This window comes from Gelidimonas denitrificans (assembly GCF_055694065.1).
The window spans coordinates 71,649-98,424 of record NZ_CM146350.1; the positions used below are offsets into that span (position 1 = coordinate 71,649).

At 57.6% G+C, this 26,776-nt stretch carries 27 protein-coding genes; 22 read left to right on the top strand and 5 right to left on the bottom strand.

Translation table 11 applies throughout. The annotated features are described in order from the left end of the window. Nucleotides 1-70: 70 nt before the first annotated feature. The 3 genes from FKCLFG_RS00330 to FKCLFG_RS00340 all read left to right on the top strand — a co-directional run bounded on the left by FKCLFG_RS00330 (nt 71) and on the right by FKCLFG_RS00340 (nt 1,261). A complete protein-coding gene (locus FKCLFG_RS00330) occupies nt 71-229 on the top strand; it encodes a DUF3309 domain-containing protein (RefSeq protein ID WP_472614270.1) in 159 nt (52 codons plus the stop codon). Between the two features lie 33 nt (nt 230-262). Then, nucleotides 263-790 (top strand): CHRD domain-containing protein, encoded by a 528-nt coding sequence (locus tag FKCLFG_RS00335; protein ID WP_472614271.1) that lies wholly within the window; start codon nt 263-265, stop codon nt 788-790. A 147-nt stretch (nt 791-937) separates the two neighbouring features. Beyond that, nucleotides 938-1,261 (top strand): hypothetical protein, encoded by a 324-nt coding sequence (locus FKCLFG_RS00340; RefSeq protein ID WP_472614272.1) that lies wholly within the window; start codon nt 938-940, stop codon nt 1,259-1,261. Here the strand turns inward: FKCLFG_RS00340 and FKCLFG_RS00345 are convergent. Continuing rightward, complete coding sequence (locus tag FKCLFG_RS00345; protein ID WP_472614273.1) at nt 1,258-1,866, bottom strand: DUF924 family protein; 609 nt, start codon at nt 1,864-1,866, stop codon at nt 1,258-1,260. The genes FKCLFG_RS00340 and FKCLFG_RS00345 overlap by 4 nt on opposite strands. Before the next feature lie 104 nt (nt 1,867-1,970). Here FKCLFG_RS00345 and FKCLFG_RS00350 point away from each other — a divergent pair, with 104 nt between their 5' ends. From FKCLFG_RS00350 to FKCLFG_RS00360, 3 genes are all read left to right on the top strand, one after another. After that, nucleotides 1,971-2,534, top strand: coding sequence for an SRPBCC family protein (locus FKCLFG_RS00350; RefSeq protein WP_472614274.1), 564 nt, complete (start codon nt 1,971-1,973; stop codon nt 2,532-2,534). A gap of 126 nt (nt 2,535-2,660) precedes the next feature. After that, the gene (locus FKCLFG_RS00355; protein WP_472614275.1) at nt 2,661-2,996 is read left to right on the top strand and encodes a hypothetical protein; all 336 of its coding nucleotides are present in this window, start codon (nt 2,661-2,663) and stop codon (nt 2,994-2,996) included. Between the two features lie 46 nt (nt 2,997-3,042). Further along, nucleotides 3,043-3,972 (top strand): cation diffusion facilitator family transporter, encoded by a 930-nt coding sequence (locus FKCLFG_RS00360; protein ID WP_472614276.1) that lies wholly within the window; start codon nt 3,043-3,045, stop codon nt 3,970-3,972. 98 nt (nt 3,973-4,070) lie between these two features. Here FKCLFG_RS00360 and FKCLFG_RS00365 read toward each other — a convergent pair whose 3' ends face one another. Then, nucleotides 4,071-5,006: a LysR family transcriptional regulator gene (locus tag FKCLFG_RS00365; RefSeq protein ID WP_472614277.1), complete on the bottom strand. Its 936-nt coding sequence runs from the start codon at nt 5,004-5,006 to the stop codon at nt 4,071-4,073. A 144-nt stretch (nt 5,007-5,150) separates the two neighbouring features. Between FKCLFG_RS00365 and araD1 the strand changes: the two genes are divergently transcribed. The 8 genes from araD1 (at nt 5,151) to FKCLFG_RS00405 (ending at nt 13,416) form a co-directional block, all read left to right on the top strand. Next, nucleotides 5,151-6,152, top strand: coding sequence for an AraD1 family protein (araD1, locus tag FKCLFG_RS00370; protein WP_472614278.1), 1,002 nt, complete (start codon nt 5,151-5,153; stop codon nt 6,150-6,152). 47 nt (nt 6,153-6,199) lie between these two features. After that, nucleotides 6,200-6,883, top strand: coding sequence for an amino acid ABC transporter permease (locus FKCLFG_RS00375; protein WP_472614279.1), 684 nt, complete (start codon nt 6,200-6,202; stop codon nt 6,881-6,883). Between the two features lie 16 nt (nt 6,884-6,899). Continuing rightward, the gene (locus tag FKCLFG_RS00380) at nt 6,900-7,544 is read left to right on the top strand and encodes an amino acid ABC transporter permease (RefSeq protein WP_472614280.1); all 645 of its coding nucleotides are present in this window, start codon (nt 6,900-6,902) and stop codon (nt 7,542-7,544) included. Between the two features lie 20 nt (nt 7,545-7,564). Further along, entirely contained in the window at nt 7,565-8,293 is a 729-nt protein-coding gene (locus FKCLFG_RS00385) for an amino acid ABC transporter ATP-binding protein (RefSeq protein WP_472614281.1), read from the top strand. 35 nt (nt 8,294-8,328) lie between these two features. Further along, nucleotides 8,329-9,126, top strand: a complete 798-nt coding sequence (locus FKCLFG_RS00390) for a transporter substrate-binding domain-containing protein (RefSeq protein WP_472614282.1) — start codon at nt 8,329-8,331, stop codon at nt 9,124-9,126. 38 nt (nt 9,127-9,164) lie between these two features. Next, nucleotides 9,165-10,718: a UxaA family hydrolase gene (locus tag FKCLFG_RS00395; RefSeq protein ID WP_472615887.1), complete on the top strand. Its 1,554-nt coding sequence runs from the start codon at nt 9,165-9,167 to the stop codon at nt 10,716-10,718. Between the two features lie 97 nt (nt 10,719-10,815). Further along, nucleotides 10,816-11,748, top strand: coding sequence for a dihydrodipicolinate synthase family protein (locus FKCLFG_RS00400; RefSeq protein WP_472614283.1), 933 nt, complete (start codon nt 10,816-10,818; stop codon nt 11,746-11,748). 87 nt (nt 11,749-11,835) lie between these two features. Then, nucleotides 11,836-13,416, top strand: coding sequence for an aldehyde dehydrogenase (NADP(+)) (locus FKCLFG_RS00405; protein ID WP_472614284.1), 1,581 nt, complete (start codon nt 11,836-11,838; stop codon nt 13,414-13,416). Between the two features lie 154 nt (nt 13,417-13,570). Here FKCLFG_RS00405 and FKCLFG_RS00410 read toward each other — a convergent pair whose 3' ends face one another. Both FKCLFG_RS00410 and FKCLFG_RS00415 read right to left on the bottom strand, forming a co-directional pair. Continuing rightward, nucleotides 13,571-14,440: a Rossmann-like and DUF2520 domain-containing protein gene (locus FKCLFG_RS00410; protein WP_472614285.1), complete on the bottom strand. Its 870-nt coding sequence runs from the start codon at nt 14,438-14,440 to the stop codon at nt 13,571-13,573. 78 nt (nt 14,441-14,518) lie between these two features. Further along, on the bottom strand, nt 14,519-15,208 hold the full coding sequence (locus tag FKCLFG_RS00415) for a Crp/Fnr family transcriptional regulator (protein ID WP_472614286.1): 690 nt from the start codon (nt 15,206-15,208) through the stop codon (nt 14,519-14,521). 188 nt (nt 15,209-15,396) lie between these two features. Here FKCLFG_RS00415 and FKCLFG_RS00420 point away from each other — a divergent pair, with 188 nt between their 5' ends. The 8 genes from FKCLFG_RS00420 (at nt 15,397) to FKCLFG_RS00455 (ending at nt 24,850) form a co-directional block, all read left to right on the top strand. Further along, a complete protein-coding gene (locus tag FKCLFG_RS00420) occupies nt 15,397-17,352 on the top strand; it encodes an AMP-binding protein (RefSeq protein ID WP_472615888.1) in 1,956 nt (651 codons plus the stop codon). Between the two features lie 24 nt (nt 17,353-17,376). After that, nucleotides 17,377-18,189, top strand: coding sequence for an ABC transporter ATP-binding protein (locus FKCLFG_RS00425; protein WP_472614287.1), 813 nt, complete (start codon nt 17,377-17,379; stop codon nt 18,187-18,189). A gap of 101 nt (nt 18,190-18,290) precedes the next feature. Then, nucleotides 18,291-19,205 (top strand): branched-chain amino acid ABC transporter permease, encoded by a 915-nt coding sequence (locus tag FKCLFG_RS00430; protein WP_472614288.1) that lies wholly within the window; start codon nt 18,291-18,293, stop codon nt 19,203-19,205. A gap of 99 nt (nt 19,206-19,304) precedes the next feature. Next, on the top strand, nt 19,305-20,381 hold the full coding sequence (locus FKCLFG_RS00435; protein WP_472614289.1) for a branched-chain amino acid ABC transporter permease: 1,077 nt from the start codon (nt 19,305-19,307) through the stop codon (nt 20,379-20,381). Nucleotides 20,382-20,453: 72 nt separating this feature from the next. Then, complete coding sequence (locus FKCLFG_RS00440) at nt 20,454-21,776, top strand: ABC transporter substrate-binding protein (RefSeq protein ID WP_472614290.1); 1,323 nt, start codon at nt 20,454-20,456, stop codon at nt 21,774-21,776. A 142-nt stretch (nt 21,777-21,918) separates the two neighbouring features. Further along, nucleotides 21,919-22,722, top strand: coding sequence for an ABC transporter ATP-binding protein (locus FKCLFG_RS00445; RefSeq protein ID WP_472614291.1), 804 nt, complete (start codon nt 21,919-21,921; stop codon nt 22,720-22,722). 179 nt (nt 22,723-22,901) lie between these two features. Next, the gene (locus FKCLFG_RS00450) at nt 22,902-24,152 is read left to right on the top strand and encodes a phenylacetate--CoA ligase family protein (RefSeq protein ID WP_472614292.1); all 1,251 of its coding nucleotides are present in this window, start codon (nt 22,902-22,904) and stop codon (nt 24,150-24,152) included. Nucleotides 24,153-24,283: 131 nt separating this feature from the next. Beyond that, a complete protein-coding gene (locus tag FKCLFG_RS00455; protein ID WP_472614293.1) occupies nt 24,284-24,850 on the top strand; it encodes a hypoxanthine-guanine phosphoribosyltransferase in 567 nt (188 codons plus the stop codon). A gap of 202 nt (nt 24,851-25,052) precedes the next feature. Here the strand turns inward: FKCLFG_RS00455 and FKCLFG_RS00460 are convergent, their stop codons facing one another. Further along, a complete protein-coding gene (locus FKCLFG_RS00460; RefSeq protein ID WP_472614294.1) occupies nt 25,053-26,735 on the bottom strand; it encodes a long-chain-fatty-acid--CoA ligase in 1,683 nt (560 codons plus the stop codon). Between the last annotated feature and the right edge of the window lie 41 nt (nt 26,736-26,776).

Below are 26,776 nucleotides of genomic sequence, written 5' to 3' on the forward strand. Positions count from 1 at the left end.
CATGCATGCAGTTTTAGAAAAATATTCCGATGCGCTGCTGTCGGTTATTCAATAAACATAGGAGGCTCACATGAGTATCGGAACAATCCTACTGATCGTCCTGATCCTGATCTTGATCGGAGCGCTGCCGAGCTGGCCCCACAGCCAAGGCTGGGGTTATTTCCCCAGCGGGATTGTTGGCATTGTGGTTGTGATTCTGCTTATCATGCTGCTGACCGGGCGGCTATGAAGCCGGCACACTTTTTTTAACCTAGGGGACTACATGAAAACCATTTCAAGAAAAATGATGCCTGTCTTGTTGGGTGCGCTAAGCGTGGTAATGGTGGCAGGCTGCGCCTCCAAAGCGGGCATGTCCGACGGCAAAACGTCCGACATGTCGAGCAGCAAGGTGCAGAGCATGCCAGACAGCAAGATGCAGAGCATGCCAAGCAGCAAGATGGAGGGCATGTCCGAGATGAAGCTCGACGGCAGTCATGAAGTTCCGCCGGTCAATACCGCAGCTACCGGGCATGGCGCGATTACGGTGTCAGCAGATAAATCGGTAAGCGGCAGCATCATGACCACCGGCATCGAGGCCAAGGTGGCCCATATCCACGAAGGCGCTGTCGGCACCAATGGCCCGGTCATCTTTAAGCTGACAAAAAGCGCCGACGACGCATGGATGGTTCCGGACGGTGCGATGCTTACCGATAAGCAATATGCCAGTTATATGGCGGGCAATCTGTACGTCAACGTCCACAGCGCAGCCTATCCGAACGGCGAAATCCGAGCCCAGTTAAGCCCGAAGTAAGCGTCTTTAATTTGGAAACAGTAGTGGGACAGGCGCGAGTGTGCGCTCTGTCTGTGATGCCGCCGACCAGCTAGGAATCCAAGGCCAGCCGAATCCGGTTGGCCTTTTTCATGTCAACTTTTGGCCGCCAGGAAAGCGAGCAATGCCATGGATCATTACCCGGAACCACCGTCCAGCGCGCAGCAACTCGACGAGCTGATGCAGCAGATCGATCTCGGGGTCGGCAGCTTCGCCGCGTTGAGCGACGAACAGCGGGCCCAGTTAAAAACCGGCTTGAGCGAGGATTGGATCGCCGCCTATCTGGACAAATACCCGGTGCCGGCCGCGCTGGCGGCGGCAACCAGCGAATATCGCGCGATCGAAGCGGGGATTCGGTACCCGAATCTGCCGGAAAATGTGCGCGAAGATATCTTGCTGGAGTTTAATGAACATCACGGCGAGGGCGGCCCGGATCACTGGGCGACTGCTTAAAATCCGGCGCCCGGCTGGCGCAAGTATTCCAGTTCGGCTGCCGTCGATGGGCGGCCCAAAATGCTATTGCGATGTGGAAAGCGGCCAAAGCGGGCAATTACCGCACGATGCTGCAGCGCGTAATCGAGCGCAGCGGCGAAATCGCCGTGTTTTTGCGCACTTTTTTGCTCACTTTCCTGCTGCAACTGGGAAAACAACGCCACCGAACGTTCCTGCAGCGCGAGATCTTCGGCATGCTCAAACGGCAAATAGAGGAACCAGCGTTGTAGCGGCGCAAACTGGCGGTCGGCACCGACGTCAACTAATGCCTGCGCGCCGGCAAGCGCCAGCGCATCGCCGGCAAAGGCACGCGGGCTGTCGCGAAAAGCGTTGCGGGCGAACTGATCGAGCAACAGAATTCGGGCCAGCGCACCGGACGGGCTGGCGTCCCAGTCAGTCAGGCCGCCCGCTTGCGCCTGTTCTAGCAACGGGCCAAAAAGTGAGCGAATTTGTGCATCGAAGGCCGCATCCTTGCGGAACCACGCAGCCCGGGCCTGGCCGTACCCGGGATTGTCGGCTGGCAAAAACCAGAAATCGAGTATCGGCTGCCAAGGTAAGGTATGCATCGTTGCATCTCCGGTTGAACTAACTATAGAGGCAGATCATTACTGTTGCAGATTGCGCCCGGCACCCTGTTTGCGTAGTGCGCTCTATGCTATACATTATATGAATGACATACTTTTTCCTTCTTTTAGCAATTACCTGTACCGCACTGGTATGGAAGAAAGAAGGGACGCTGAATGGCAGCATCGAAGTCAGCGTTAAACGCAATCACGAAAAAGGTCGCATCTTGTTCGAGATACAGGTGAGCGGACTGGTTCGCGCCACGCCGCAGCAGACTTGGGCGGTGCTGACCGATTACGGCCGGCTGTCTGAATTCATACCCGATCTGCTGTCTTCGACGCTGCTTTCGCGCGGTGGCGATGAAGCCATCATCGAGCAACAGGGCAGCATCGGTTTTTTCTTCATGCGGCAAGCAATCCATCTGGTGGTGCGCGTGACCGAACATCCGTTTTCGACGCTCGACGTGGCGCTGGTGGCGGGCGACATGAAGCACTACGCCTCGCGCTGGGAACTGACGCCGGTGGAGTCGGGCGCCGGCACCTTGATTACCTATCGCGGCAGCATGGAGCCGGATTTTTTCGTGCCATTGCTGCTGGGCCGCGTGATGGTGCAGGCCGATGTGCACAAAATGCTGACGGCGGTAGTAGCCGAAGTCGAGCGGCGTCTCTGAGCTGCGTCTGCCGCGGGTAGCCGGGCGGCAGAGGGTGGTCTGCTAGGCTTCGATCCGAAGCGCGGCATTCCACTTTGCCGGCGTGACAGGATAAAATCGGCCAGTTCACACTTTTTTGGCGCATGCATGCGAATTCGGCCCTGGTACATTCTCGGCGTTGCACTGGCAACGAACTTGTTTTTGTCTTCCTGCGATCGGCTCGGTTTTGTCGATCCGGCCAAGGAGGTGGCAAGCCGCGATGCGGAATCGAGCGCCACCGGCAGCGCCTGCCGTTACGCCGGCCGGGGGATTGAAGATTGTTTTGCGCGCAATCCCGATACCAGGCGGGCTGCGGTTTTCAGCGGCTGGAAGGAAATGGACGGCTATATGCGCGAAAACAAGATCGATATCGTCAAGCCTGAAGCAGCCTTGCCTCCGGCCCAAAATGCCGGGCTAGCAGCCAAGGAAGCAATTGCCAACTAAGCTGAATTTTGAAACCGATGAAATGCTCCAATAGCATACAAATCTGATGCAACCAACCATGGCTGAACGCCCGGAATCCCGCGAGCACGACACACCGCACAAGCAGCAGGCGGCGCGGCGCAGTATTTTGGTCAGCGTCTTCGTCAATCTGATATTGACTGCGCTGCAAGTCACGGCCGGCCTGTTCGCCAGTTCGCAGGCGCTGATTGCCGACGGCATCCATTCGCTCTCGGATTTGCTGGCTGATTTTGTCGTCCTGCTGGCCAGTAGGCACAGCAGCAAAGCCGCCGATGCAGATCATCATTATGGCCATCATCGTTATGAAAATGCGGCGTCGCTGGTGCTGGGCGGCCTGTTGCTGGCGGTTGGTCTGGGCATGCTGTGGACGGCCTTCGTCAAGATCGAATCGCCGCACACGATTTCCCAAGTCCATGTGATCGCGCTGTATGTGGCGCTGGGCGCGTTGCTGGCCAAGGAATTGCTGTTTCGCTACATGCTGGCGGTCGCCAAGCGCCTGCGCTCTTCGCTGTTGGTAGCCAACGCTTGGCATGCACGTTCGGATGCGGCGTCCTCGCTGGTGGTGGCGCTTGGGATTGGCGGCAACCTGCTGGGTTTTGCGCTGCTGGACCCGATTGCGGCCCTGGTGGTGGGCCTGATGGTGACGCGGATGGGCGCTATCTTTGCCTGGAATGCCTTGCATGACCTGATGGACCGCGCGGTCTCAGTCGAAGAGATCGCCGCCATCGACCAGACGTTGCGCCAGACTCCCGGGGTATTGGGATTGCACGACTTGCGCACGCGTCGGGTGGGCGACCTGGCTATCGTCGATGTGCATCTGGAGCTGGATGCCGGCATGACCGTTGCGCAAGGCCACGATATAGCAGTCGATGCGCGCCAGCGCGTGATGGCGCGGCATCAGGTGCTCAGTCTGATGACCCACGTCGATCCTGTGGTGCCGGCTGCGCGGTCGCTTTAACGCTCAAAAAACTGCCGGATTTGTGCCGGGCGGATTTTTTTCCGGCAAGTTAGGGATATCCGATTGCGCATTATCTCTCGTGGCTATTTCAAGCCTGATCAATGCATCAGATTCCTGTCGCGCAATAAGTGAATGAATTGGTCGGCCGCAGGGGAAAGCGCGCCGCCTTTCCTGGTCACGATGCCGAAGGTTTGGTATTTCGATTTCAATTCCAGCGGAAGAATCCGGATCATCTTATGCCGGACAAAAAAATCGGCTACGTCGGTGGGCAATAACGCCACGATGTCAGTACTGCGCTGCAAGATTGAAATGGTGACGAAGGTCGATGCAGTTGAAATTTGATTCGATGGCATGCTCAAGCCGGCCAGATCCATTTCCCTCTCCAGTAGCGCATGCATCGGCATGTGGCTTGGATACACCAGCCAGCGGTGATCCTTTAAGTCATGAAAGATAAGTTCTTTCTTCTCAAGTGGAGGGTGCGCATAACCTACCACCACTGAAATTGGCTCATCCCGCAGCGGTTGATAGTGATATTTTCCAGGTTGATCACTGACGCTCGAGCGTCCTATCACCAAATCCAGGCGTCCATCGTCAAGCATCGAGAGCATCCGACGACTTGTATCTTCAATTACCTCGATCGAGAGATTTGGCTGTCTGGTATGGAGCCAGTTCAAGATCGGCACCACTACGTCCGGAATTGCACCCATGATGGTCCCAATGGCCAACCGGCCACCCTTGCCGGATCGTATTTCAGCAATGTCCTGACACAAGGCTGACAGATCTGCCGCCAAAAGCCGCGCATAGCGAATGATGCAATGGCCGAACTGGTTTGGCAGCATGCCGCTTTTAGATCGCTCGAACAACGGTGCTTCAAACATGGATTCAAGTTCATGCAGCGCCTTGCTTGCTGCCGACTGCGTCATGGCCATCACGCCTGCGGCCTTGTGCAGCGATTTGTGATCGTCGAGCGCAATCAATAGCTGTAATTGCTTCATTCGCAGCCTGGACATCAGTACGTCAATCGTGCTTTTCATGTGAGTCGTAAAAGTGATCACGTTATGGAAACAATTCAATATACAGCAGGAGCGAGCCCACCTATAGTCGCTGCATAAAATGATATCCCGGCGAAACGCCAGGGAAATAGGCAAAGTCAGATAAAGACGCCTACAGGAGACAGCATGCGATTAATTCAATTCTTGGACGATAAAGAGCGGCGCCGCGTCGGGGTTATCCGGACTGACGACGAACGTGTCGGTGTCGTCAAGGATGTCCGTTCGACGCGCCGGATTGCGATGGCCGCGATCGTCAACCGGCGCAGCCTGGAAGCCGAGGTCGAGGCGCTGGGCGAGGAGGGAGATGATTCCTATAAGGCAATTCTCGCGGAATCTCGCATTCTGGTTCCACTGGACCATGACGAAGATCCCGCGCATTGCCTGCTTAGCGGAACCGGGCTGACCCATCTGGGCAGCGCCTCCCTGCGCGATGCGATGCATCAGGATCAAGTTCCGCATGAAGCGATGACCGACTCGATGCGGGTATTTCGCTGGGGGCTAGAAGGCGGCCGTCCGCCATCGGGCACGCCAGGGGTGCAGGCAGAGTGGTTCTACAAGGGCGACGGCAGCATTCTGATCCATCCGGGTTGTGCGATTCCGGTTCCCGGATTTGCCGAAGATGCCGGGGAAGAGCCCGAACTGACCGGGCTTTATGTTATCGGACCTGATCGCAAACCTTACCGACTGGGCTTTGCGGCCGGTAACGAGTTTTCCGATCACATCATGGAGCGGCGCAACTACCTTTACCTTGCGCATTCCAAATTGCGCTATTGCTCATTCGGCCCCGAGCTGCGGGTCGGCACTTTACCCAAGAAGCTGTCCGGCTTTAGCCGCATCTTCCGCGACGGCGAATTGTTGTGGGAAAAGCGCTTTCGGACCGGCGAAGAGAATATGAGTCACACCATAGAGAACCTTGAATATCACCATTTCAAATATGCGCAATTTTTGCGCCCGGGCGATGTGCATGTGTATTTCTTCGGCTCCGCCAGCGCGTCTTTTTCGGATGGCGTCGCCACCTGCGAGGGCGATATCTTTGAAATCAGTTTGCCGGGATTCGGCGAGCCGCTGCGCAATACATTCAAACGTGTCAGCAACGTCTTCAATGCAGGTGACGTCAACCAACTCTAATAATAAAAGCACCGTCGATTGACGCGTGCAATCAAGGAGATAACACAATGGATTACGAATTCGACTTCAGTTTTTTGGCAACGCACTGGCGCGACATACTCGATGGCATCTGGCTCACCATCCGCATGTCGGTTCTCAGCATTGCCTTCGGTTTCATCGCCGGCGCGGCCTTCTCGATCGCGCGCGTGTACGGGCCGCCATGGGCCCGCAAAGCGGTGACGTGGTACGTGGATGTGATCCGCAATACGCCGTTGGTGATTCAGGCGTTCTGGCTGTTTTTCGGGTTGGCGGCGATGCATGTCCGGGTTCCCGCCTTGGCCGCTGCGATCTTTGCGCTGGTCATCAATGTCGCGGCCTACAGTACCGAAATCATTCGCGCTGGAATCGAGTCCATTCCCAAAGGTCAGCTGGAAGCGGCCGAGTGCCTCGGCCTGCCGCGCTGGCGTGTGATTTGGCACGTGATCCTGCCGCAAGCGGTGGAAAAAATGTATCCATCCCTGATCAGCCAGTTTGTCCTGATGATGCTGGCGACATCAATCATGTCGCAAATTTCGGCGGAAGAACTGACGGCGATCGGCTATCGCATCCAGTCCGAGACATTCCGGGGGTTTGAAATCTACATCGTGATCGCCGTTGTCTACCTGGTCTTGTCGTGGCTGTTGCGCTTGATCATGGAACAGGGCGCCGATATTGCCTTCCCGCGCCGCCGCCGTCTGAAGGCTAATGGTTAATCCTCAGGAGACTGACATGCACGGAATAACAATCGATCATTTGTTTTTCATCTTTAAAGGCGCCGGCTGGACCATCATCCTGTCCGCCCTGGGCTTTGTCGGCGGCACGCTGCTTGGATTGCCGATCGCCCTGGCGCGCAGCAGTCGCAATAAATGGATCAGCAAGAGCTCCGGCTTGCTGGTTCAGCTGATCCAAGGCGTACCACTGCCGATCATTATGTTCATGGTGTATTTCGGCATCAGCGTGACAGGATTTAACCTGCCTGCCCTGGTGGCTGCCGGCATTGCCATGACTGCTTATTCTGGCGCGTATTTGGGCGAGATCTGGAAAGGCTGTATTCAAGCTGTACCGCGCACCCAATGGGAAGCAGCCGAATGCCTGGCGCTGTCGCCGGTAAAAACGGCCGCGCATGTGATCTTGCCTCAGGCGGCCCGGCTTGCGGTGCCGCCTACGGTCGGGTTTCTGGTTCAGATTGTGAAGAATTCTTCCTACGCGGTAGTGATTGGCTTCTTTGATCTGACCTATTCGGCTCGGGTGGTAAACAACTCTACGTTCGAGCCCTTCATCATCTTTACCATCGCCGCAGTCATTTATTTCGCAATGTGTTATCCGCTTTCCCGACTCGCCGCCAGGCTTGAGCGGAAATTCAAAAGAAGCTAACAGGAACCAGGAGACCAGCCATGAACACCATCGTCAAGTTTGACAATGTCCGCAAATCCTTCGGAGCCACGGAGATATTGAAAGGCGTCAGCTTTGAAGTGACCAAGGGCCAAGTCGTAGCCCTGATCGGTCGCAGCGGGTCCGGCAAGAGCACCGCGTTGCGCTGCATTAACGGACTTGAGAGCATCAACAGCGGCGAACTCTATGCGTGCGGCCGCGCGATGCACCAGCCGAATGTCAACTTGCATGCGCTACGCAAGGACGTCGGCATCGTTTTTCAAAGTTACAACCTGTTTCCGCATCTCACTGTGGAAGAAAACATCACGCTTGCGCCGCGCAAGGTGAACGGCGTCAGCGGACATGATGCACGCGACCTGGCGCGCGATGTGTTGAAAAAAGTGGGGCTCGAAGACAAGGCCGACGCATATCCGGAACAACTGTCCGGCGGCCAGCAGCAGCGCGTCGCCATTGCGCGCTCGCTGGCCATGAAGCCGACTCTGATGCTGTTCGATGAAGTGACGTCGGCACTGGATCCGGAATTGACCGGCGAAGTATTGAAAGTCATCGAGAACCTGGCCGCCGACGGCATGACGATGGTTCTGGTAACGCATGAAATGGCCTTTGCGCGCAACGTGGCAGACCAGATTTTGTTCATGCATCACGGGGTTGTATGGGAGCGCGGGAACGGGGACATGCTGCAGCAGCCCATTACCGCCGAGTTGAATCAATTTGTTTGTAGCGGACTGTAATTAACCGGCCGCAAGGCCAATAACGGAGTGAGACCATGAAAAAACATAATCTATTAATCGGCAGCATGTTGGGACTTTGCCTGGTGAGCCTGTCATCCTTCGCCAAGGCGGATACTCTGGACACCGTCCGTCAGCGCAAGAAAATCATGATCGCCGTCGATATCGGCGCGCCTCCTTACGGCATGCTCGATGGGCAGGCCAGGCAAAGCGGCTCGGACATCGAAACTGCGCAACTGCTGGCAAAAGACCTTGGCGTAGAACTCGAAGTAGTGCCCGTGTCCGGACCGAACCGGGTTCCTTTCCTGTTGACCAAGAAAGCGGACGTCGTCATCGCATCTTTTTCAATCACCGATGAGCGCAAGAAGGTAATCGATTTCTCGGTTCCGTATGCAGTGATCCAGGTGGTAGTCGGCGGCCCGTCCAAGAGCAAAATCACTGCGTTTTCCGACCTCGCCAATAAAACCATTGCGGTCACGCGCGGCACCACCAGCGATCAGGAATTGTCGCGCGGCGTGAAAGAAGTCGCCGACGTCAATATCGTCCGCTACGAGGATGACGCGACCACCAATACCGCCGTTTCAACCGGACAGCAAGACTATATCGCTGCCGCGATGAGCGTTATTCCGGCCGTCAAAAAGAACAATCCGTCACGCGATGTCGAGCCGAAATTCGTGATGAAGATGTTCCCGCTCGGTCTCGGCATTCGCAAGAATGATCCTGAACTGAAGGCATGGCTGGACAAATGGACCCAGGCCAACCTGAAAAACGGCAAGCTCAACGAGATTTACAAGAAGTACTTTGGCGTGTCGTTGCCTAAAGAAATGCTCAATTAAACTGGATGGATTCCGAAATGCCTACAACGCAAGACGTGATGAACGCCCCAGTGGCAACGCCGGCTGCTTCGATGCAAGCGGTACGGCTGCATAAAGACGATGACGTCGTCATCGCTCGCAGCCAGTTAGTTGGCGGAACTGTATTGTCCGGCGAGGGTATCAAGGTATCGGGCTTGATACCGGCCGGCCATAAGGTCGCCGCGAAACGGATCGAGCAAGGCCAGCCCGTCAAGCGTTATGGGCAAATCATCGGTTTCGCCAGCCGTACGATTGTTCCTGGCGAGCATGTCCATACGCACAACCTGGCGATGGGCGAGTTCACCCGCGACTATGCGTTTTGTGCGGATGCCAAGCCAACGGTGCTGGCGGAAAATCCGGCCACCTTCGACGGCATCGTCCGTCCTGACGGCCGGGTTGCAACGCGCAATTACATCGGCATCCTGACCTCGGTGAATTGTTCGGCGACGGTGGCGCGCGCGATTGCCGAGCGCTTTCGCCGCGATGTGTATCCGCAAGCGCTGGCGGCTTTCCCGAACGTGGATGGAGTGGTGGCGCTGACCCATGGCGCCGGCTGTGCGGTTGATCCTGAAGGCGAGGGCCTGGCCATGCTCCAACGCACGCTGGGCGGCTATGCAACACATCCGAACTTCGCGGGCGTGCTGGTGATCGGCCTGGGCTGCGAAACCAATCAAATTTCCAAAATCATGGAAACCCAGGGCCTGGTTGAAGCCGAGTTTCTGAAAACCTTCAATATTCAGGACACCGGCGGCACCGCCAAAACCATCGCGCTCGGCGTCGAACTGGTCAATGCGATGCTGGCTAAGGCGAACCAGATCAGCCGGCAGCCGGTTCCGGCAAGCCACCTGATCGTCGGCTTGCAATGCGGCGGTTCGGACGGCTATTCCGGCATTTCGGCCAATCCTGCGCTCGGTGCCGCGGTTGATCTGCTGGTGCAGAACGGCGGCACGGCGATCCTCTCGGAAACACCGGAAATTTACGGTGCCGAACATCTGCTGACCCGGCGCGCGGTCAATCGCGAAGTCGGCGAAAAACTGATCCGTCGCATTCACTGGTGGGAAGACTACTGCGCCCGCAATCACGCCGCGATGAACAATAATCCATCGGCTGGAAACAAGGCCGGCGGCCTGACCACCGTGCTGGAAAAATCCCTGGGCGGCATCGCCAAGGCCGGCAATACCAATCTGATCGAGGTCTACGAATACGCGCAACAAGTGAGCGCCAAAGGATTGGTATTCATGGATACCCCAGGCTATGACCCGATCTCCGCGACCGGGCAAGTGGCGGGCGGCGCCAACCTGATTTGCTTCACCACCGGCCGCGGCTCGGCCTATGGCTGCGCGCCGACGCCATCCCTGAAAATCGCCACCAATAACGTGCTATGGAATCGCCAGCAGGAAGACATGGACGTGAATTGCGGCACGATTTTGACCGGTGAAGCGACCATTGAGGAAAAGGGCCGGGAACTGTTTCAACTGATGCTCGATACCGCCTCCGGCAAGCAAAGCTGCAGCGAAAAACACGGCTATGGCCAAAATGAATTCGTGCCCTGGCAAATCGGCGCGATCACTTGATTTTTAATTGCTCGGCATGAACCGGAGCCGACGTAGAGCGCTGCAAAAAATCGCCGGCCTTGCGTCACTTACCATTTGAAATCGGAAGCAAAAATTCATGAACAATAAAACTATCAAACCTTATTACCGCGGCGTTTTCCCGGTGGCTCCAACAATTTTCACCGATCAGGGCGCGCTTGATCTGGACGGCCAGCGCCGCTGTCTCGATTTCATGATCGATGCGGGTTCCGAAGGCATTTGTATTCTCGCCAATTTCTCGGAACAGTTCGTTCTCAGCGATGACGAGCGCACGATTTTGATTCGTACCGCGCTGGAGCATGTAGCCGGGCGGGTGCCGGTGGTCGTCACCACCACGCACTTCAGCTCGCGCATCTGTGCCGAGCGCAGCCGCAGCGCGCAAGATGCCGGCGCGGCAATGGTGATGATCATGCCGCCGTATCACGGCGCCACCTTCCGGGTTGCGGAACGCGGTATTTATGAATTTTTCAACACCGTATCCGATGCGATAGATATCCCGATCATGATTCAGGATGCGCCCGCCAGCGGCACCCATTTGTCCGTGTCATTCCTGGCAAAAATGGCCAAGGAAATTGAAAACGTTTCTTACTTCAAGATTGAAGTGCCGCAGGCTGCGGCCAAGCTGCGCGAACTGATAGCGTTGGGCGGCGACGCCATTGTCGGGCCATGGGACGGCGAAGAAGCGATTACGCTGATGGCCGATCTCGATGCCGGCGCCACCGGTGCGATGACCGGCGGCGGCTTCCCGGACGGGATTCGCAAGATCATTGATGCTTACGTCGCCGGCGATACCGAACTGGCGGCCGAACATTACCAGCAATGGCTGCCGCTGATCAACTTCGAAAATCGGCAAAGCGGGCTGGCTTCCTCCAAGATTCTGATGAAGGAAGGCGGCGTGATTGCCTCGGACGCGGTGCGCCATCCGCTGCAACCGGTTGATCCTGCGACGCGCGCCGGCTTGCTGCAGATTGCCCGTCGCCTGGACCCCCTGGTTCTGCGCTGGGGCAAATAAAGCGCACAGCGATGCGGCGGCTGCGCTGAGGGCGAGCGGAACATGCTTTCGGCCGCCGCATTTTCATTTTTTTTCAAGGAATCAGGAATGAACATTTTGGGCAATTTACTGATTGGCGATCAAGCGGTGCATGGCACCAATGGCGCGATCAAGGGCATTAATCCCGCCAGCGGCGCGACGCTGGAACCATCGTTCGGCGGCGCCACCCGCGAACATCTTGAGCAGGCTTGCGCACTGGCATGGCAGGCATTCGATCTGTATCGCGAAACTTCGCTGGAAGCACGTGCAAAATTTCTGGAAACGATTGCCGAAAACATCCTGGAAATCGGCGACGCCTTGATTGAGCGCTGCGTTAGCGAAAGCGGCCTGCCGCGTGCGCGCATCGAGGGCGAGCGCGGGCGTACAGTCGGCCAGCTGCGCATGTTCGCCGGCGTGGTCAGAAACGGCGACTTTCTGGAATTGCGGATCGACCCGGCGCAACCGGACAGAAAACCTCTGCCGCGCGTCGATTTGCGGCTGCGCAACATCGCGCTGGGTCCTGTTGCGGTTTTCGGCGCCAGCAACTTTCCGCTCGCCTTTTCGGTCGCCGGCGGCGATACCACATCGGCGCTGGCGGCAGGATGTCCGGTAATCGTCAAAGCGCATTCCGCCCATCCCGGCACTTCCGAACTGGTCGGGCGGGCGATTCAAAAAGCAGTCAGGGATTGCGCTTTGCCGCCAGGGACGTTTTCGCTTTTGTTCGATAGCGCACGCGATATCGGGCAAGGACTGGTTTCAGATCGTCGCATCAAGGCCGTTGGTTTTACCGGATCGCGCGCGGGCGGCACCGCATTGATGCAGCTTGCAGCAGCCAGAAGCGAGCCGATCCCGGTGTATGCCGAAATGAGCAGCATCAACCCTGTGTTGCTGTTTCCGCATGCGCTGTCCAAGCGCGCCGCAGCAATCGGCAAGGCATTCGCAGCTTCGCTGGTGATGGGCTCAGGACAGTTTTGCACCAATCCCGGGCTGGTTCTGGCGGTTGACGGTCCGGAACTGGACAGTTTCATCGAAGCGGCCGAGGCGGCGCTGTCCGAAGTCCCTGCATCGACCATGCTGACGCCCGGCATTCATCAGGCTTACGATTCTGGCGTTGCAACGTTTGCGTCCCACCCCGAGGTGAAAACCGAGGGGCGCGGCAAGAGCGGCGCGCAGCATCAAGGCCAGGCCGCGCTGTTTTCCACTACTGCAGCATCGTTCCTGAAACATGCGGGCTTGCGCGACGAGATATTCGGCGCAGCGTCGCTGGTTGTGCGCTGCCCCGATCTGGCGACCATGCTGGAAATTGTGGAAGGACTTGAAGGTCAATTGACCGGCGCTCTTCACATCGATGAAGCCGATTATGGCGACGTCCGGAATTTTCTGCCCGCATTGGAACGGCGTGTCGGCCGGATCTTGGTCAACGGCTTTGGCACGGGTGTGGAAGTCGGTCACGCTATGGTGCATGGCGGGCCTTATCCATCCACCTCCGACGGCAAGTCCACTTCCGTCGGCAGTCTGGCCATTTTCCGTTTTCTGCGACCGGTCAGCTATCAGGATATGCCGGCGTCACTGCTGCCGGAGGCATTGAGAACAGACAATTCCCTCAATCTTGTACGCCGGATAGATGGCGTACTACAGAGCAAGAAATAGTTTCTGAGGCGCTGCTGCAGCCGTTTTGCAGCAGCGCGAAGAGCCAAAGGCAGCGTCAATGTGCCGAAAGAAAAGCTGCCACTCCCAAATTCGGCAGCTTTTTTTGAGCGTCAAAGGACTCTCGGCGTGACGATCGTGGGCATGGCCGCCCGGATTAACCGCTGGGCTTCTGTTCGTGGCGGCGTTGTGCCAGTTGTTGGGTGGCATCGGCCAGCGCACCATACAGCGTACCCGCCGCGCTATCCCAGGCGGTGACTGCCGCTTGCTGTTTGGCTACGGTGGCCAGATCGCCGCGCGCAATCGGCCCGGTCAGCGCCTGTTCGGGACCGAGCCTGAAAATGTTGGCGAGGGTTTCGGAAATCAAAGGTTGCGCCATCTGGCGCGCCAGATCGGGCGCGATGCCGGCGGCAATATAAGCCCGCAGCGCAGTATCGATAATCGTCGTCAGATAATTGCAGGCAAACACCGACGCCGCGTGATACAGCGTCTTGGCGCTGGCATCCAGCGGCACCGGCTGCGCGTCAATCGCCAGCAAAGCCGGCTGCAATACCTGCAACGCGCGCGCGTCGCCTTCGACGCCGCAAAAAGTGCCGGCGAATTGCTGCGCCACCGCTTCGGCATCGGCAAAGCTGCGCACCGGATGCACGCTTGCCACCGCCGCACCGCAAGCGCGCGCGGCCGACAATACTTCTGACGACAACGCGCCGCTGCAATGAAACACGATGCTGTCTTTGTTCAGCAAACTCGTTGCCGCCAGCGCCGCGCAAGCCGCGCTGATCTGGTCGTCCGGCATGCCCAGCAGCGTGATATCTGCACTGTGCAATTCCGCCATATCGGAGCAGGCCCGGCCGGCACCGATAAAGGCCGCCGCGTCGCTGGCGCTGGCCAGTGAACGCGTCAGCACATCCTGCACCAGAAATGCGTTTTGTTGCGCAAACAAGCGCCCCAGAACGCTTCCGACGTGGCCGCAACCGATGATGTTCAGGCTTGGCTTCAGAACCTGACCGGTTTTCGATATTTGCATATACTACAATCTGTATTATTTAATAACGCATAGTATATATGCGGACAATGCTATAAATAATGCCATACTCCCTGTTTTTTAAGATGCATGGAAGGTGCGCAAGCCATTCACATCGACGATCAGGATGCCGCCGTAATCGACCCGCAACAAGCCGGCTTTTTCCAGCACTTGCAGCGCCTGGTTGGCGCGCTGGCGGGAGGTGCCGGACAAGTAGCCGATTTCTTCCTGCGAAATTTGCAAATGGCTGGCGCTGCCCGGATACAGGTGCGGATTGAACATGCTGGCCAGACAGCGTGCCACGCGCGCGTCGACATCGAGCAAGCGGTCGTACTCGACGGTGGCGATGAATTGCCCGAGCCGCTCATTGAGCTGCATCAGTAGGAACTGGGTAAACGGCAAACTGTGATCGAGCAGCCAGCGAAACGTGCTGCCGGGCATGCGTGCAATCCTGCTGTCGCGCAAAGCCATCACGTCATATTTGCGCGGCTCATCCTTGAGCAGCGAGCCCTCGCCGAACCAGCCGCCGGTAGGCACTCCGGTAAAAGTCACCGATTTACCATTCAAAGACAGGTTGTTGATTTTGACCAGGCCATCGATGACGCCGATCCAGGCTTCAACCTTTTCGCCTCTGTGGCAGACGTAACCGCCGGCCGGAACCTGTTGCTCGATAATTTCGGTTTCAACATGCTGCATCTGCAGCGGGGTTAAGCATTGCGCCCATATAGTCTGGCGCAGCGCATCTAATAGGCTGGAACGGGGAATTGTCATGGTGCGTCGCAATATCAAAAGTCGCTAAATTGTCACTACATTGTCTTTGAAATGACAGCAGCACTGCATCCTGCAGCCTATTATCATCCCATAAATACACGGTGCGTTGAAGTAACAGACACTGTAAGACCGACGTAAGCGTGCTGTCTGAAACTGGCAGTCGCAATACATATAAGAGGTTGGAGATGATGGAGACAAAACAAAGTCCGGGGGGACTTACTTTTCCCCGGCTATTGCTGCAACACGCACAAACGCGTCCAGGCAAGCCTGCTTACCGCGAAAAAGATCTGGGCATCTGGCAAACCTGGAACTGGCTGCAAGTCAATGAAGAAGTGCGTGCGCTGGCCTGCGGCCTGGCGGCGCAAGGCTTTCAGCGCGGCATGCACCTGGCGATTGTCGGCGACAACCGGCCTCGCCTGTACTGGGCAATGATTGCCGCCCAATGCCTGGGCGGGATTGCGGTGCCGTTGTATCAGGACGCGCCCGCCGCCGATATGGCGTATGTGCTCGACAATGCCGAAATCTCTTTCGTGGTGGTGGAAGATCAGGAGCAGGTCGATAAGCTGATGGAGCTCAAGGCCCAATATCCGGGCGTGGCCCACATCGCTTATGAAGACGAACGCGGCATGCGCCATTACGCGCAGTCGGAACTGATCTCTTACCGCAAGCTGCAAGAGCTAGGCCGTGACTATGACCGCGCCCATCCGACTTTCTTTATGGATACCGTCAATGCTGGCCAGCCCGACGATGTTGCCGTCATGCTGTACACCTCCGGCACTACCGGCAAGCCAAAAGGCGTTTGCCAGACCCATGCGGCGCTGATCTCCGCGGCGACTGGCGGCGCTTCGTTCGACAAGCTCACCGAAGACGAAGATATCCTGTCCTATCTGCCGATGGCATGGGTCGGCGACAACCTGTTTTCCTATGCGCAAACGCTGGTGGTCGGTTTCACCGTGAATTGCCCGGAATCGAGCGAAACCGTTTTGAACGACTTGCGCGAAATCGGCCCGACCTATTATTTCGCGCCGCCGCGGGTGTTCGAAAACATGCTGACTTCGGTGATGATCCGGATGGAAGACGCCGGTGCCATCAAGCGCCGGATGTTCCATTACTTCATGGAAGTGGCGCGCCGGGTTGGGGTCGATATCCTGGATCGCAAGCCGATCTCGATGCTGGATCGGCTGCAATACACGCTGGGCAATCTGTGCATTTACGGCCCGCTGAAAAACGTGCTGGGACTCAGCCGGGTGCGGGTCGCGTACACCGCCGGCGCTGCCATCGGCCCCGACCTGTTCCGTTTCTATCGCTCGATCGGGGTCAATCTCAAGCAGTTGTACGGCGCTACCGAAACTTGCGCTTATGTCTGCTTGCAGCCGGACGGCAATATCAAATTCGACAGCGTCGGCATGCCGGCGCCGGGGGTCGAAGTCAAGCTGTCCGAGAATGGCGAAGTGCTGGTCAAATCGGTCGCGATGCTCAAGGAATATTACAAGCGTCCGGACGCCACCGCCGAGGTGATCGATGCGGAAGGTTACTTCCACACTGGCGACGCCGGCATTTTCGACGACGACGGCCATCTGAAAATCATCGACCGTGCGGCCGATGTCGGCAAGATGCACAAGGGCGACATTTTTGCCCCCAACTACATCGAAAACAAGCTTAAATTCTTCCCCTTCATCAAGGAAGCGGTTGCCTTCGGCAGCGAGCGCGATACCGTGTGCGCGTTTATCAATGTCGATATCGCAGCGGTCGGCAACTGGCTGGAACGGCGCGGCATTGCCTATTCCGGTTACGCCGATCTGGCCGGCAAGAAGGAAACCTACGACCTGATCAACGAGTGCATCGAAAAAGTGAATGCCGACCTGGCCACCGAAGCGATGATGTCCGGCACCCAGATTTCCCGCTTTCTGGTGCTGCACAAGGAGCTCGACCCGGACGACGACGAACTGACCCGCACCCGCAAGGTGCGGCGCAAGTTCATCGCCGAAAAATACGCGGTGTTGATCGACGCCTTGTATGCAGGAAAATCCAGCCAGTTCATCGAGACGCTGGTGAAATTCGAAGACGGACGGCAGGGCAATGTCAGCGCCGATCTGCAAATCCGCGACGTCAAGACTTTCCCGCCGCTCCATAAAGCCGCGTAAGCCAGAGATAGGGACACCAGCATTATGACGACTGAAAATAACATTAGCGTGGCCGGCCGACGCAAGATCGGTGAAGTGATCCTCGACCTGCAAGGAATTTCACTTTCGTTCGGCGGCGTCAAGGCGCTGACGAATATTTCCTTCGATGTCAAACAGCACGAAATCCGCGCGATCATCGGCCCCAACGGCGCCGGCAAGAGTTCGATGCTCAACGTGATCAATGGCGTGTATCACCCGCAACTGGGCGACATCGTGTTTCACGGCAAGCGACGCCACGAGATGGACCCGACCAAAGCCGCGAGCCAGGGGATTGCCCGCACTTTCCAGAATATCGCGCTGTTCAAGGGCATGTCGGTGCTGGACAACATCATGACCGGGCGCAATACCAAAATGCGCTCCGGCTTTCTGGCCAATGCGCTGTGGATCGGGCCGGCCCGTAGGGAAGAGAACGAACATCGTCAAAAGGTCGAGGAAGTGATTGACTTCCTGGAAATCCAGCACATCCGCAAGACGCCGGTCGGACGCTTGCCCTACGGCTTGCAAAAACGGGTCGAGCTGGCGCGCGCGCTGGCTGCCGAGCCCAGCATGTTGCTGCTGGACGAGCCGATGGCCGGCATGAACGTGGAAGAAAAACAGGACATGTGCCGTTTTATCCTGGATGTGAACGACCAGTTCGGCACCACCATCGTGCTGATTGAACACGACATGGGGGTGGTGATGGATATTTCGGACCGCGTGGTCGTGCTCGATTACGGCAAGAAAATCGGTGACGGCACGCCGGCTGAAGTCATGAGCAATCCTGACGTGATCAAAGCCTATCTCGGCACCTCGCACTAGCTCCCAGTTACAGGCCGCATTCTCTCTGCCGTCGCTCCCGCTTGCGGGCGCGACGAGCGAAGCGAGTCGCTACGCGGCTTTTACGTTAAAAGGATAAAACGATGCAATTCTTTTTTGAAGTCACCATCAACGGCCTGCTCTCGGGTTTGATGTATTCACTGGTCGCGCTGGGCTTTGTGCTGATTTACAAGGCTTCCGGCGTGTTCAATTTTTCCCAGGGCGCAATGGTGTATTTCGCCGCGCTGGCGGTGGTTGGCCTGATCGACATGGGCCTGCCGATATGGATTGCCATCATCGGCTCCTTTTTAGTGATGTTGGTCATGGGTCTGGCGACCGAGCGTTTTGTGCTGCGCAAGTTGGTCAATCAACCGCCGATCACGCTGTTCATGGCCACCATCGGCCTGACTTTCTTCCTCGAAGGGCTGGGCCCGCTGCTGTTCGGCAACGAGGTGCGCGCGATCAATCTGGGCATCGTCGATGAACCGATCAACGCCATCATGGAAAGCACCGGCCTGATCATTTCCAAATTCGACCTGTTTGCCTCCGGCACCGTGCTCTTGCTAGTCACCGTGCTGACGCTGTTTTTTCAGAAAACCAAAATCGGCCGCGCATTGCGGGCGGTGGCGGATGACCATCAGGCGGCCTTGTCGCTGGGCATTCCGCTGCAGCATATCTGGGCCATCGTCTGGGGTGTGGCGGGCTTCGTGGCGCTGGTTGCCGGGCTGTTGTGGGGCTCGCGCAACGGGGTGCAGTTCGCGCTCACGATGACCGCGTTGAAAGCCTTGCCGGTGCTGATCCTGGGCGGCTTTACCTCGGTGCCCGGGGCAATCATCGGCGGCCTGATCATCGGCGCCTCCGAGAAGCTGGCGGAAATCTATATTCCACCGGTGATGCAGGACATGTTCGGTGGCAACTTCGGCGGCATCGAAGGCTGGTTCCCTTACGTGTTTGCACTGATTTTTCTGCTGTTTCGGCCGGAAGGGCTGTTTGGCGAAAAACATATCGATAGGGTGTAGAGCGGTAAGTACAAAACAGCACGCTTCAGAACGTATAAAAACCCATGCAATACATGTGCGCCGCACCAAGATGCATCGCATTGATCAGGAGAAGAGCCCATGCTTTACCGTGAAACCGGCCAGTTCAAGACTTCGTATGTAGCCGATAGTCAGATTTTCCCGATTCGCCAGGACCGTATCGGCGTCGGCCTGTTGCTGGCGGTAGCCTTTCTGGTAGTGCCGCTGGTGGCCAGCGAGTACTGGTTTTCAGCCTTGCTGATTCCATTCCTGGTGTTCGCGCTGGCCGCCCTGGGCTTGAATATCCTGACCGGCTATTGCGGCCAGTTGTCGCTCGGCTCGGCCGCTTTCATGGCGGTGGGCGCTTATGCAGCCTATAACTTCCAGCTGCGCATCGAGGGCATGCCGATTTTGCTGTCGTTCGTGATGGGAGGGCTGTGCGCGGCTGCGGTAGGCGTGTTGTTTGGCTTGCCATCGCTGCGCATCAAGGGTTTTTATCTGGCGGTGGCAACGCTGGCGGCGCAATTCTTCGTGGTCTGGGTATTGACCAAATTTTCCTGGTTTTCGAACAACAGTTCATCCGGCGTAATTGATGCGCAAAAGCTGGAAATGTTCGGCTATGCGATCGATACCCCGATGCAAAAATATTTGTTCGTGTTGGTCATCGTCTCGGTACTGGCACTGCTGGCCAAAAACCTGGTGCGCTCCAGCACCGGCCGCGCCTGGATGGCGGTGCGCGACATGGATGTCGCCGCTGAAGTGATCGGCATTCCGCTGATGAAAACCAAGCTGCTGGCGTTTGCGGTCAGTTCGTTTTATTGCGGAATGGCGGGCGCACTGTACGCGTTTTGCTATCTGGGTTCGGTCGAGCCGGATGGCTTTTCGCTGGACCTGTCGTTCAAGATCCTGTTCATGATCATCGTCGGCGGCGTCGGCAGCATCCTTGGCTCGTTTCTGGGCGCTGCGTTTATTTTGCTGCTGCCGATCTTTCTCGACAATCTGCTGCCGCCGCTGGCGGGGCTGCTGCACCTGCCATTCACCAATGCCAGCGTGTCGCATATTCAGATGATGGTGTTCGGCGGCCTGATCATTTTTTTCCTGATCGTCGAGCCAAACGGCCTGGCGCGTCTGTGGCAAATCGCCAAGGAAAAGCTGCGTTTATGGCCCTTCCCGCATTGATCCCAACTTTTTTACCAGCACCACGTACCTCGCACCACGTTTTATCCGCTTATAAATATGAAGGAGACACGCATGAAACCCATTAAAAAAATCCTGCTGGCTGCGGCCGCTGTAGCTACTTTAGTGCTGCCAATCGGCCAGGCGCTGGCGCAAGCGAATGAACAGTTCATCGCACTGCCGAGCTACCGCGTCGGCCCGTACGGCGCCAACGGTCAGGCCTATTACGGCGGCATGATTGACTACATGACTTACGTCAATATGAAAGAAGGCGGCATCAATGGCGTCAAGCTGGCGTGGGAAGAATGCGAGACCGAGTACAACAACGCCAAGGGCGTCGAGTGCTACGAGCGCCTGAAGGCCAAGGATCCGGTTGCGCACGGCACCGTTTTCAACGTGATGGCGACCGGCATTACCTATGCGCTGATCGAAAAATCAGTCCAGGACAAAGTGCCGCTGCTGTTCCCCGGCTACGGCCGTACCGATGCGGTGGACGGATCGGTGTTCCCGTATGCGTTTCCGCTGGTGACTACGTATCAGATGCAGATATCGGCCATCGTCAAGTTCCTGGCGTCGAAAAACAAAGGCTCGCTGGCCGGCAAGAAAATTGCCTATATGTATCACGACTCGGCCTACGGCAAGGAGCCTATCGCGGCGCTGGATGCCGAAGCCACGCTCGGCAAGTTCAAGGTGATACAGATTCCGGTCGCCCATCCCGGCAATGAGCAGGGTGCGCAGTGGCTCAGGATTCGCCAGGAAAAACCGGATTATGTGATTTTCTGGGGTTGGGGCGTGATGAACCAGACCGCAATGAAAGCGGCGCAGAAAGTCGGCTACCCGCGTGACCAGATGATCGGCTCCTGGTGGGCTGGCTCGGAAGAGGATACGGTGCCTGCCGGCGAAGCCGCCAAGGGTTACATGAGCGCCACTTGGAATGTTGCCGGCGACACGCCACCAGCCATTGCCGGCATCAAGTCGGTTGTGTATGGCGCCAACAAGGGCAATATGCAGGACAAGAACAAGGTCGGCTCGGTGCTGTACAACCGCGGCGTATCGATTGCGATTGTCACCGTTGAAGCAATCCGCAACGCACAGGCGAAATTCGGCAAGGGCAAAACCATCACCGGCGAACAGATGCGCTGGGCGCTGGAAAACCTCGACTTGAACAATGCGCGTCTGAAGCAGCTCGGCGCAACTGGTTTGTTGCCTGAAATCAAGACTTCCTGCCAAAACCATGAAGGCTCGGGCAAGATCAAGATCCAGCAATGGGATGGCAGCAAATGGGTCATGGTGTCAGACTGGATCGAAGGCAACAAAAATCTGATCCATCCGCTGTTCAAGGCTAGCGCAGCCAAGTATGCAAAAGAAAAAGGCATCACTCCGGGCTGCATGAAGTAATCCGGATCGTGCGCGGCGAGCCGGAACCGGATCGCCGCTCAGAGCCAATAAGTGCAGGAAGCAGGATGCGCCATGCGCATCCTGCTTCTAACCAGCGCAGCAAAAAAGCACAGCAACACGTGTAGCAAAAAGCGGAGCCGACATGAGCGCAGGACTAAGCATCAACAATATCGAAGTCATTTATAACCACGTGATTCTGGTCCTCAAAGGCGTGTCGCTGGAGGTGCCGGAAGGCAAAATCGTGGCCCTGCTGGGTGCCAACGGCGCCGGCAAAAGCACCACCCTGAAAGCCATTTCGAATCTGCTGGCGGCCGAACGCGGCGATGTCACCAAGGGCAGCATCGAATACCGCGGCGAGCGGATCGATCAGCTGACGCCGAACGGCCTGGTCAAGCGCGGCGTGATCCAGGTTATGGAAGGCCGCCATTGCTTCGCCCATTTGTCGATTGAAGACAATCTGCTGACCGGCGCTTATACGCGCGAGATCAGCAACGCCGAGGTGAAAGTCGAGCTGGAAAAGATTTACGACTACTTCCCGCGCCTGAAAACCCGCCGCAAGTCGCAGGCCGGCTACACCTCGGGCGGCGAACAGCAAATGTGCGCGATCGGCCGCGCGATGATGGCCAAGCCGTCGATGATCCTGCTCGACGAACCGTCGATGGGTCTGGCGCCGCAGATCGTCGAAGAAATTTTCGAAATCGTCAAAGACCTCAACAGCAAGGAAAACGTGTCTTTCCTGCTGGCCGAACAAAACACCATGGTGGCGCTGCGCTACGCCGACTTCGGCTACATCCTGGAAAACGGCCGGGTCGTGATGGAAGGCAAAGCTAGCGATCTGGCCACCAATGAAGACGTGAAAGAATTTTATCTCGGCATCTCCGGTGCCGGGCGCACCAGTTTCCGCGACATGAAGTTCTACCGCCGGCGCAAACGCTGGCTGGCCTGATGGTCGTACGGGTGTAGTAGGGGTTTCGAATGGCACGCCATTCGCCTACGAAACGACACAGGCTTGCAAGCCTGTGTGCGCCCTGCAAGGGCGCATGACGCACCGTACGCTTTTTCCAGCACTACTCACTCGATTACACCTCTGCTCACTAGCGCTTGCGCCCCTGAAATAGGTTCCCCATGTCCCAATATCTTGATGCACTAGAAATCCGTGCGCCCGACGCACGCGAACGCGAGCTGATGCTGCGCCTGCCAAAATTGATCGCACTGGCACAACAGGCCGCTGGCTGGCAGCGCATCCTGGGCCAAACGGTGGCCGCCGACATCACGTCGCGCGCTGCTTTGGCACAGTTGCCGGTAACGCGCAAATCGGACCTGCATGACTTGCAGCGGCAGGCGCTGCCATTCGGCGCGATGACCACCAAAACGCCGTCGCAGATGCGCCATTTGTTCATGTCGCCGGGGCCGATTTTCGACCCGGAAGGGCAGGGCCAGGATTGGTGGCGCTTTGCGCGGCCGATGTACGCGCTGGGTTTGCGCGCCGGGCAAGTAGTGCAAAACTGTTTTTCCTACCACTTCACGCCGGCCGCTTTCATGGTCGAAAGTGCGGCGGCGCAACTCGGTTGCCCGGTGATCCCGGCCGGCAGCGGCCAGACTGAAATGCAGGTGCAGGCGATGGTTGCGCTCAAGCCCGATGCCTATGTCGGCACCCCGAGTTTCCTGAAGATCATCGTCGAGAAGGCGATTGAGATGGGGGCCGACATCAGCAGCGTGCAGCGTGCGCTGGTCGGTGCCGAAGCGCTGCCGCCGTCGCTGCGGAAATGGCTGCAAGAGCATGGCGTGCCGCACGTGCTGCAGCTGTATGCGTCGGCCGACATCGGCAATATCGCTTTTGAAACCGAAACCGAGGGCCAGATCAATCCCGGCATGGTGCTCGATGAAGATATCCTGCTGGAAATCGTGCGCCCCGGCACCGGCGATCCGGTCGCGGCCGGCGAAGTCGGCGAAGTCGTCGTCACTTCGTTCAATCCCGATTACCCGTTGATCCGCTTCGGAACCGGCGATCTGTCGGCGATCCTGCCGGGCATTTCGCCGTGCGGGCGCACCAATATCCGCATCAAAGGCTGGATGGGCCGCGCCGACCAGACTACCAAAGTGCGCGCGATGTTCGTGCATCCGTCGCAAGTGGCGCAAATCGTCAACCGCCATCCTGAAATAGCCAAGGCGCGGCTGGTGATCTCCGGCGTCATGGCCAATGACATCATGACGCTGCACTGCGAAGCAGCAGAAGCGCTGTCGGACGCTGCCGCGCTAGCCATCGTCGAGACCATCCGCGATGTCACAAAATTGCGCGGCCAGGTGCAACGAGTGGCCGCCGGCACGCTGCCCAACGACGGCATCGTGATCGAAGATGCGCGCAAGTATGAGTGAATGGTTGATTCAAAGCTGACGGTGCATTGACGGTTAATGGGCTGCTAATCGACGGTTGCAACGGTGTTGCCGTTGCGGATTTGGTGGCACAATTCCATTCCCGTCATTTTTATCGTCAGCGAGATTACCGTATGCCGCATTTCCACGCACAACAGGCCCGAGAGATTCTCGCCAATGCCGAACTGATTTTTGATGAAACCGCAGTCCAGGCAGCGGTGGACCGGATCGCCGCCGACCTCAATGCACGCTTTGACCATGCCGATAGCGAAGCCTATCCGTTGGTCCTGGGCGTGATGGGCGGCGCAGTCGTATTCGCAGGCCAGTTGCTGACGCGCCTGAAATTCCCGCTCGAATTCGATTACATCCACGTCACCCGTTACGGCAACCAGGATCAGGGCGGCCATATCGAATGGAAAGTCGAGCCGCGCGCCGATGTCCGCGGCCGCACCCTGATCGTGCTCGATGACATCCTCGATGAAGGCGAAACCCTGGCGCACGTCAAGCAACGACTGCTGGACATGGGCGCCAAGGAAGTCGTGCTGGCGGTGTTTTCGGACAAGGATATCGGCAAGAGCAAGCCGGTCGCGGCGGATTATGTCGGCCTGGTGCTGCCCAACAAATTCGTCATCGGTTACGGCATGGATGCCTACGGTTACTGGCGCAACCTCGGCAGCATCTGGGCGATTACGCCGAAGTAGTGTGATGTGCTGGTAGGTGCGAATTTATTCGCACCTAAGGCGCTGCTGTCACAACGTGAAAAAACGCGACTGTGCGCAGAGCATCTACGATATGTGGCGTATTGCACTATTTTTATGAATTTCATATGGAGTATATGCAGAAATACTGCTTTTTCCGCATATATTCATTGCGTTACATAAAAATACAAATAGCAGTATAAGATCAAGCGCCTTTCTGGTCGCGCAACTGGCGGCGCAGAACCTTGCCAACGTTAGTTTTCGGCAATTCTCCGATAAATTCAATCTGCTTCGGCCGTTTGTAGCCGGTCAGTTGATGCGCGCAATACTCTTTCAGCGCCTCGGCGGTCAGCGCCGGATTGCGCTTCACCACGAACAGCTTGACCGCTTCGCCCGAGTGCTGGTCCGGCAAGCCGATGACCGCGCATTCGAGCACGTCCGGATGCGCGCCGACCACTTCCTCGATCTCGTTCGGATAGACGTTGAAGCCGGACACCAGGATCATGTCTTTCTTGCGGTCGACGACCTTGATGAAGCCGCGCTCGTCCATGACGCCGACGTCGCCGGTCTTGAAGTAACCGTCGGGCGTCATCGCGTCTGCCGTTTCTTGCACCCGCTGCCAGTAGCCCTGCATCACTTGCGGCCCGCGCAGCGCGATTTCGCCGGGCGCGCCCGCGTCCACATCAAAGCCGTCGTCGTCCAGCAGGCGCACTTCGACGCTCGGCATCGGCAAGCCGATGGTGCCGCTGTGCTTCACCAGCGTGGCGGGATTGCAGATCACGGCGGAGGCGGTTTCCGACAGCCCGTAACCTTCGGCAATCGGGCAGCCAGTGATTTCCAGCCATTTTTGCGCCACCGATGCATGCACCGAAGTGCCGCCGCCGACCGTCATCGACAGTTGCGAAAAATCGAGCTTGGCGAACTCAGGGTTGTTGGCCAGCGCATTGAACAGGGTATTGACCGCCGGGAAGAACTGCAGCGGATACTTCGACAGCGTCTTGACCGTGGCCGCAATGTCGCGCGGGTTCGGGATCAGCACCACCAGGCCGCCGGTGCGCATGCCGAGCAGGCCGCACGTGACGAAAGCGAACACGTGATACAGCGGCAACGCGCAAATCAGCGTCAACTGGCCGTCGATCGGCTTGCGGTCGAGGCCGGGTTGCATCCAGGCCTGGGTGGATAGAAGATTGGCAAGGATGCAACTGTGCAGCAGCGTCGCGCCCTTGGATACGCCGGTGGTGCCGCCGGTGTATTGCAGCACGGCGACGTCATCGGCCTTGATGTCCGGCCGGTGCAGCCGCAGCGTGCGGCCCAGCTTGATCGCGCCGTTGAAGCGCACAGCGCCCGGCAGCGCATAGGCCGGCACCATTTTCTTGCGCTTGCGCAGCACATAATTGACGATGCCGCCCTTGATGGCGCCGAGCATGTCGCCCAGGCTTGCCAGCAGGATGTGCTTGATCGACATATGTTGGAGCACTTCCTCTAAAGTGCTGGCAAAGTTCTCCAGAATGATGATTGCCTGCACGTCGGCGTCCCGCAACTGGTGTTCCAGCTCGCGCGGGGTGTACAGCGGATTGACGTTGACCACGATAAAACCGGCGCGCAGGATGGCCGCCACCGCGACCGGATATTGCAGCACGTTGGGCAGCATCACTGCAACGCGATCATTGCGTTGCAAGCCGCGCGACTGCAGCCAGGCGCCGAGCGCGGCAGAGAGCGTGTCGATGTCGCCGTAAGTGATTGCCTTGTCCATGCACACGTAAGCCTGGCGTGCCCGGTACAGGCTAAAGCTCTCTTCCAGCAGGGCCACGATGGAACTGTATTTGCTGACGTCGATGGTGGCGGGTACGCCGGCTGGGTAGTACTGCAGCCACGGGCTGTTGTTCATGCATTCTCCTTGCGCCAGGTTGACCTGGTCGATGTTTGGCG

What these genes read in the sequence shown, in the direction of transcription:
- FKCLFG_RS00330 (WP_472614270.1), top strand. Translation starts at nt 71, where the DNA reads ATGAGTATCGGAACAATCCTACTGATCGTCCTGATCCTGATCTTGATC.
- FKCLFG_RS00335 (WP_472614271.1), top strand. Translation starts at nt 263, where the DNA reads ATGAAAACCATTTCAAGAAAAATGATGCCTGTCTTGTTGGGTGCGCTA.
- FKCLFG_RS00340 (WP_472614272.1), top strand. Translation starts at nt 938, where the DNA reads ATGGATCATTACCCGGAACCACCGTCCAGCGCGCAGCAACTCGACGAG.
- FKCLFG_RS00345 (WP_472614273.1), bottom strand. Translation starts at nt 1,866, where the DNA reads ATGCATACCTTACCTTGGCAGCCGATACTCGATTTCTGGTTTTTGCCA.
- FKCLFG_RS00350 (WP_472614274.1), top strand. Translation starts at nt 1,971, where the DNA reads ATGACATACTTTTTCCTTCTTTTAGCAATTACCTGTACCGCACTGGTA.
- FKCLFG_RS00355 (WP_472614275.1), top strand. Translation starts at nt 2,661, where the DNA reads ATGCGAATTCGGCCCTGGTACATTCTCGGCGTTGCACTGGCAACGAAC.
- FKCLFG_RS00360 (WP_472614276.1), top strand. Translation starts at nt 3,043, where the DNA reads ATGCAACCAACCATGGCTGAACGCCCGGAATCCCGCGAGCACGACACA.
- FKCLFG_RS00365 (WP_472614277.1), bottom strand. Translation starts at nt 5,006, where the DNA reads ATGAAAAGCACGATTGACGTACTGATGTCCAGGCTGCGAATGAAGCAA.
- araD1 (WP_472614278.1), top strand. Translation starts at nt 5,151, where the DNA reads ATGCGATTAATTCAATTCTTGGACGATAAAGAGCGGCGCCGCGTCGGG.
- FKCLFG_RS00375 (WP_472614279.1), top strand. Translation starts at nt 6,200, where the DNA reads ATGGATTACGAATTCGACTTCAGTTTTTTGGCAACGCACTGGCGCGAC.
- FKCLFG_RS00380 (WP_472614280.1), top strand. Translation starts at nt 6,900, where the DNA reads ATGCACGGAATAACAATCGATCATTTGTTTTTCATCTTTAAAGGCGCC.
- FKCLFG_RS00385 (WP_472614281.1), top strand. Translation starts at nt 7,565, where the DNA reads ATGAACACCATCGTCAAGTTTGACAATGTCCGCAAATCCTTCGGAGCC.
- FKCLFG_RS00390 (WP_472614282.1), top strand. Translation starts at nt 8,329, where the DNA reads ATGAAAAAACATAATCTATTAATCGGCAGCATGTTGGGACTTTGCCTG.
- FKCLFG_RS00395 (WP_472615887.1), top strand. Translation starts at nt 9,165, where the DNA reads ATGAACGCCCCAGTGGCAACGCCGGCTGCTTCGATGCAAGCGGTACGG.
- FKCLFG_RS00400 (WP_472614283.1), top strand. Translation starts at nt 10,816, where the DNA reads ATGAACAATAAAACTATCAAACCTTATTACCGCGGCGTTTTCCCGGTG.
- FKCLFG_RS00405 (WP_472614284.1), top strand. Translation starts at nt 11,836, where the DNA reads ATGAACATTTTGGGCAATTTACTGATTGGCGATCAAGCGGTGCATGGC.
- FKCLFG_RS00410 (WP_472614285.1), bottom strand. Translation starts at nt 14,440, where the DNA reads ATGCAAATATCGAAAACCGGTCAGGTTCTGAAGCCAAGCCTGAACATC.
- FKCLFG_RS00415 (WP_472614286.1), bottom strand. Translation starts at nt 15,208, where the DNA reads ATGACAATTCCCCGTTCCAGCCTATTAGATGCGCTGCGCCAGACTATA.
- FKCLFG_RS00420 (WP_472615888.1), top strand. Translation starts at nt 15,397, where the DNA reads ATGGAGACAAAACAAAGTCCGGGGGGACTTACTTTTCCCCGGCTATTG.
- FKCLFG_RS00425 (WP_472614287.1), top strand. Translation starts at nt 17,377, where the DNA reads ATGACGACTGAAAATAACATTAGCGTGGCCGGCCGACGCAAGATCGGT.
- FKCLFG_RS00430 (WP_472614288.1), top strand. Translation starts at nt 18,291, where the DNA reads ATGCAATTCTTTTTTGAAGTCACCATCAACGGCCTGCTCTCGGGTTTG.
- FKCLFG_RS00435 (WP_472614289.1), top strand. Translation starts at nt 19,305, where the DNA reads ATGCTTTACCGTGAAACCGGCCAGTTCAAGACTTCGTATGTAGCCGAT.
- FKCLFG_RS00440 (WP_472614290.1), top strand. Translation starts at nt 20,454, where the DNA reads ATGAAACCCATTAAAAAAATCCTGCTGGCTGCGGCCGCTGTAGCTACT.
- FKCLFG_RS00445 (WP_472614291.1), top strand. Translation starts at nt 21,919, where the DNA reads ATGAGCGCAGGACTAAGCATCAACAATATCGAAGTCATTTATAACCAC.
- FKCLFG_RS00450 (WP_472614292.1), top strand. Translation starts at nt 22,902, where the DNA reads ATGTCCCAATATCTTGATGCACTAGAAATCCGTGCGCCCGACGCACGC.
- FKCLFG_RS00455 (WP_472614293.1), top strand. Translation starts at nt 24,284, where the DNA reads ATGCCGCATTTCCACGCACAACAGGCCCGAGAGATTCTCGCCAATGCC.
- FKCLFG_RS00460 (WP_472614294.1), bottom strand. Translation starts at nt 26,735, where the DNA reads ATGAACAACAGCCCGTGGCTGCAGTACTACCCAGCCGGCGTACCCGCC.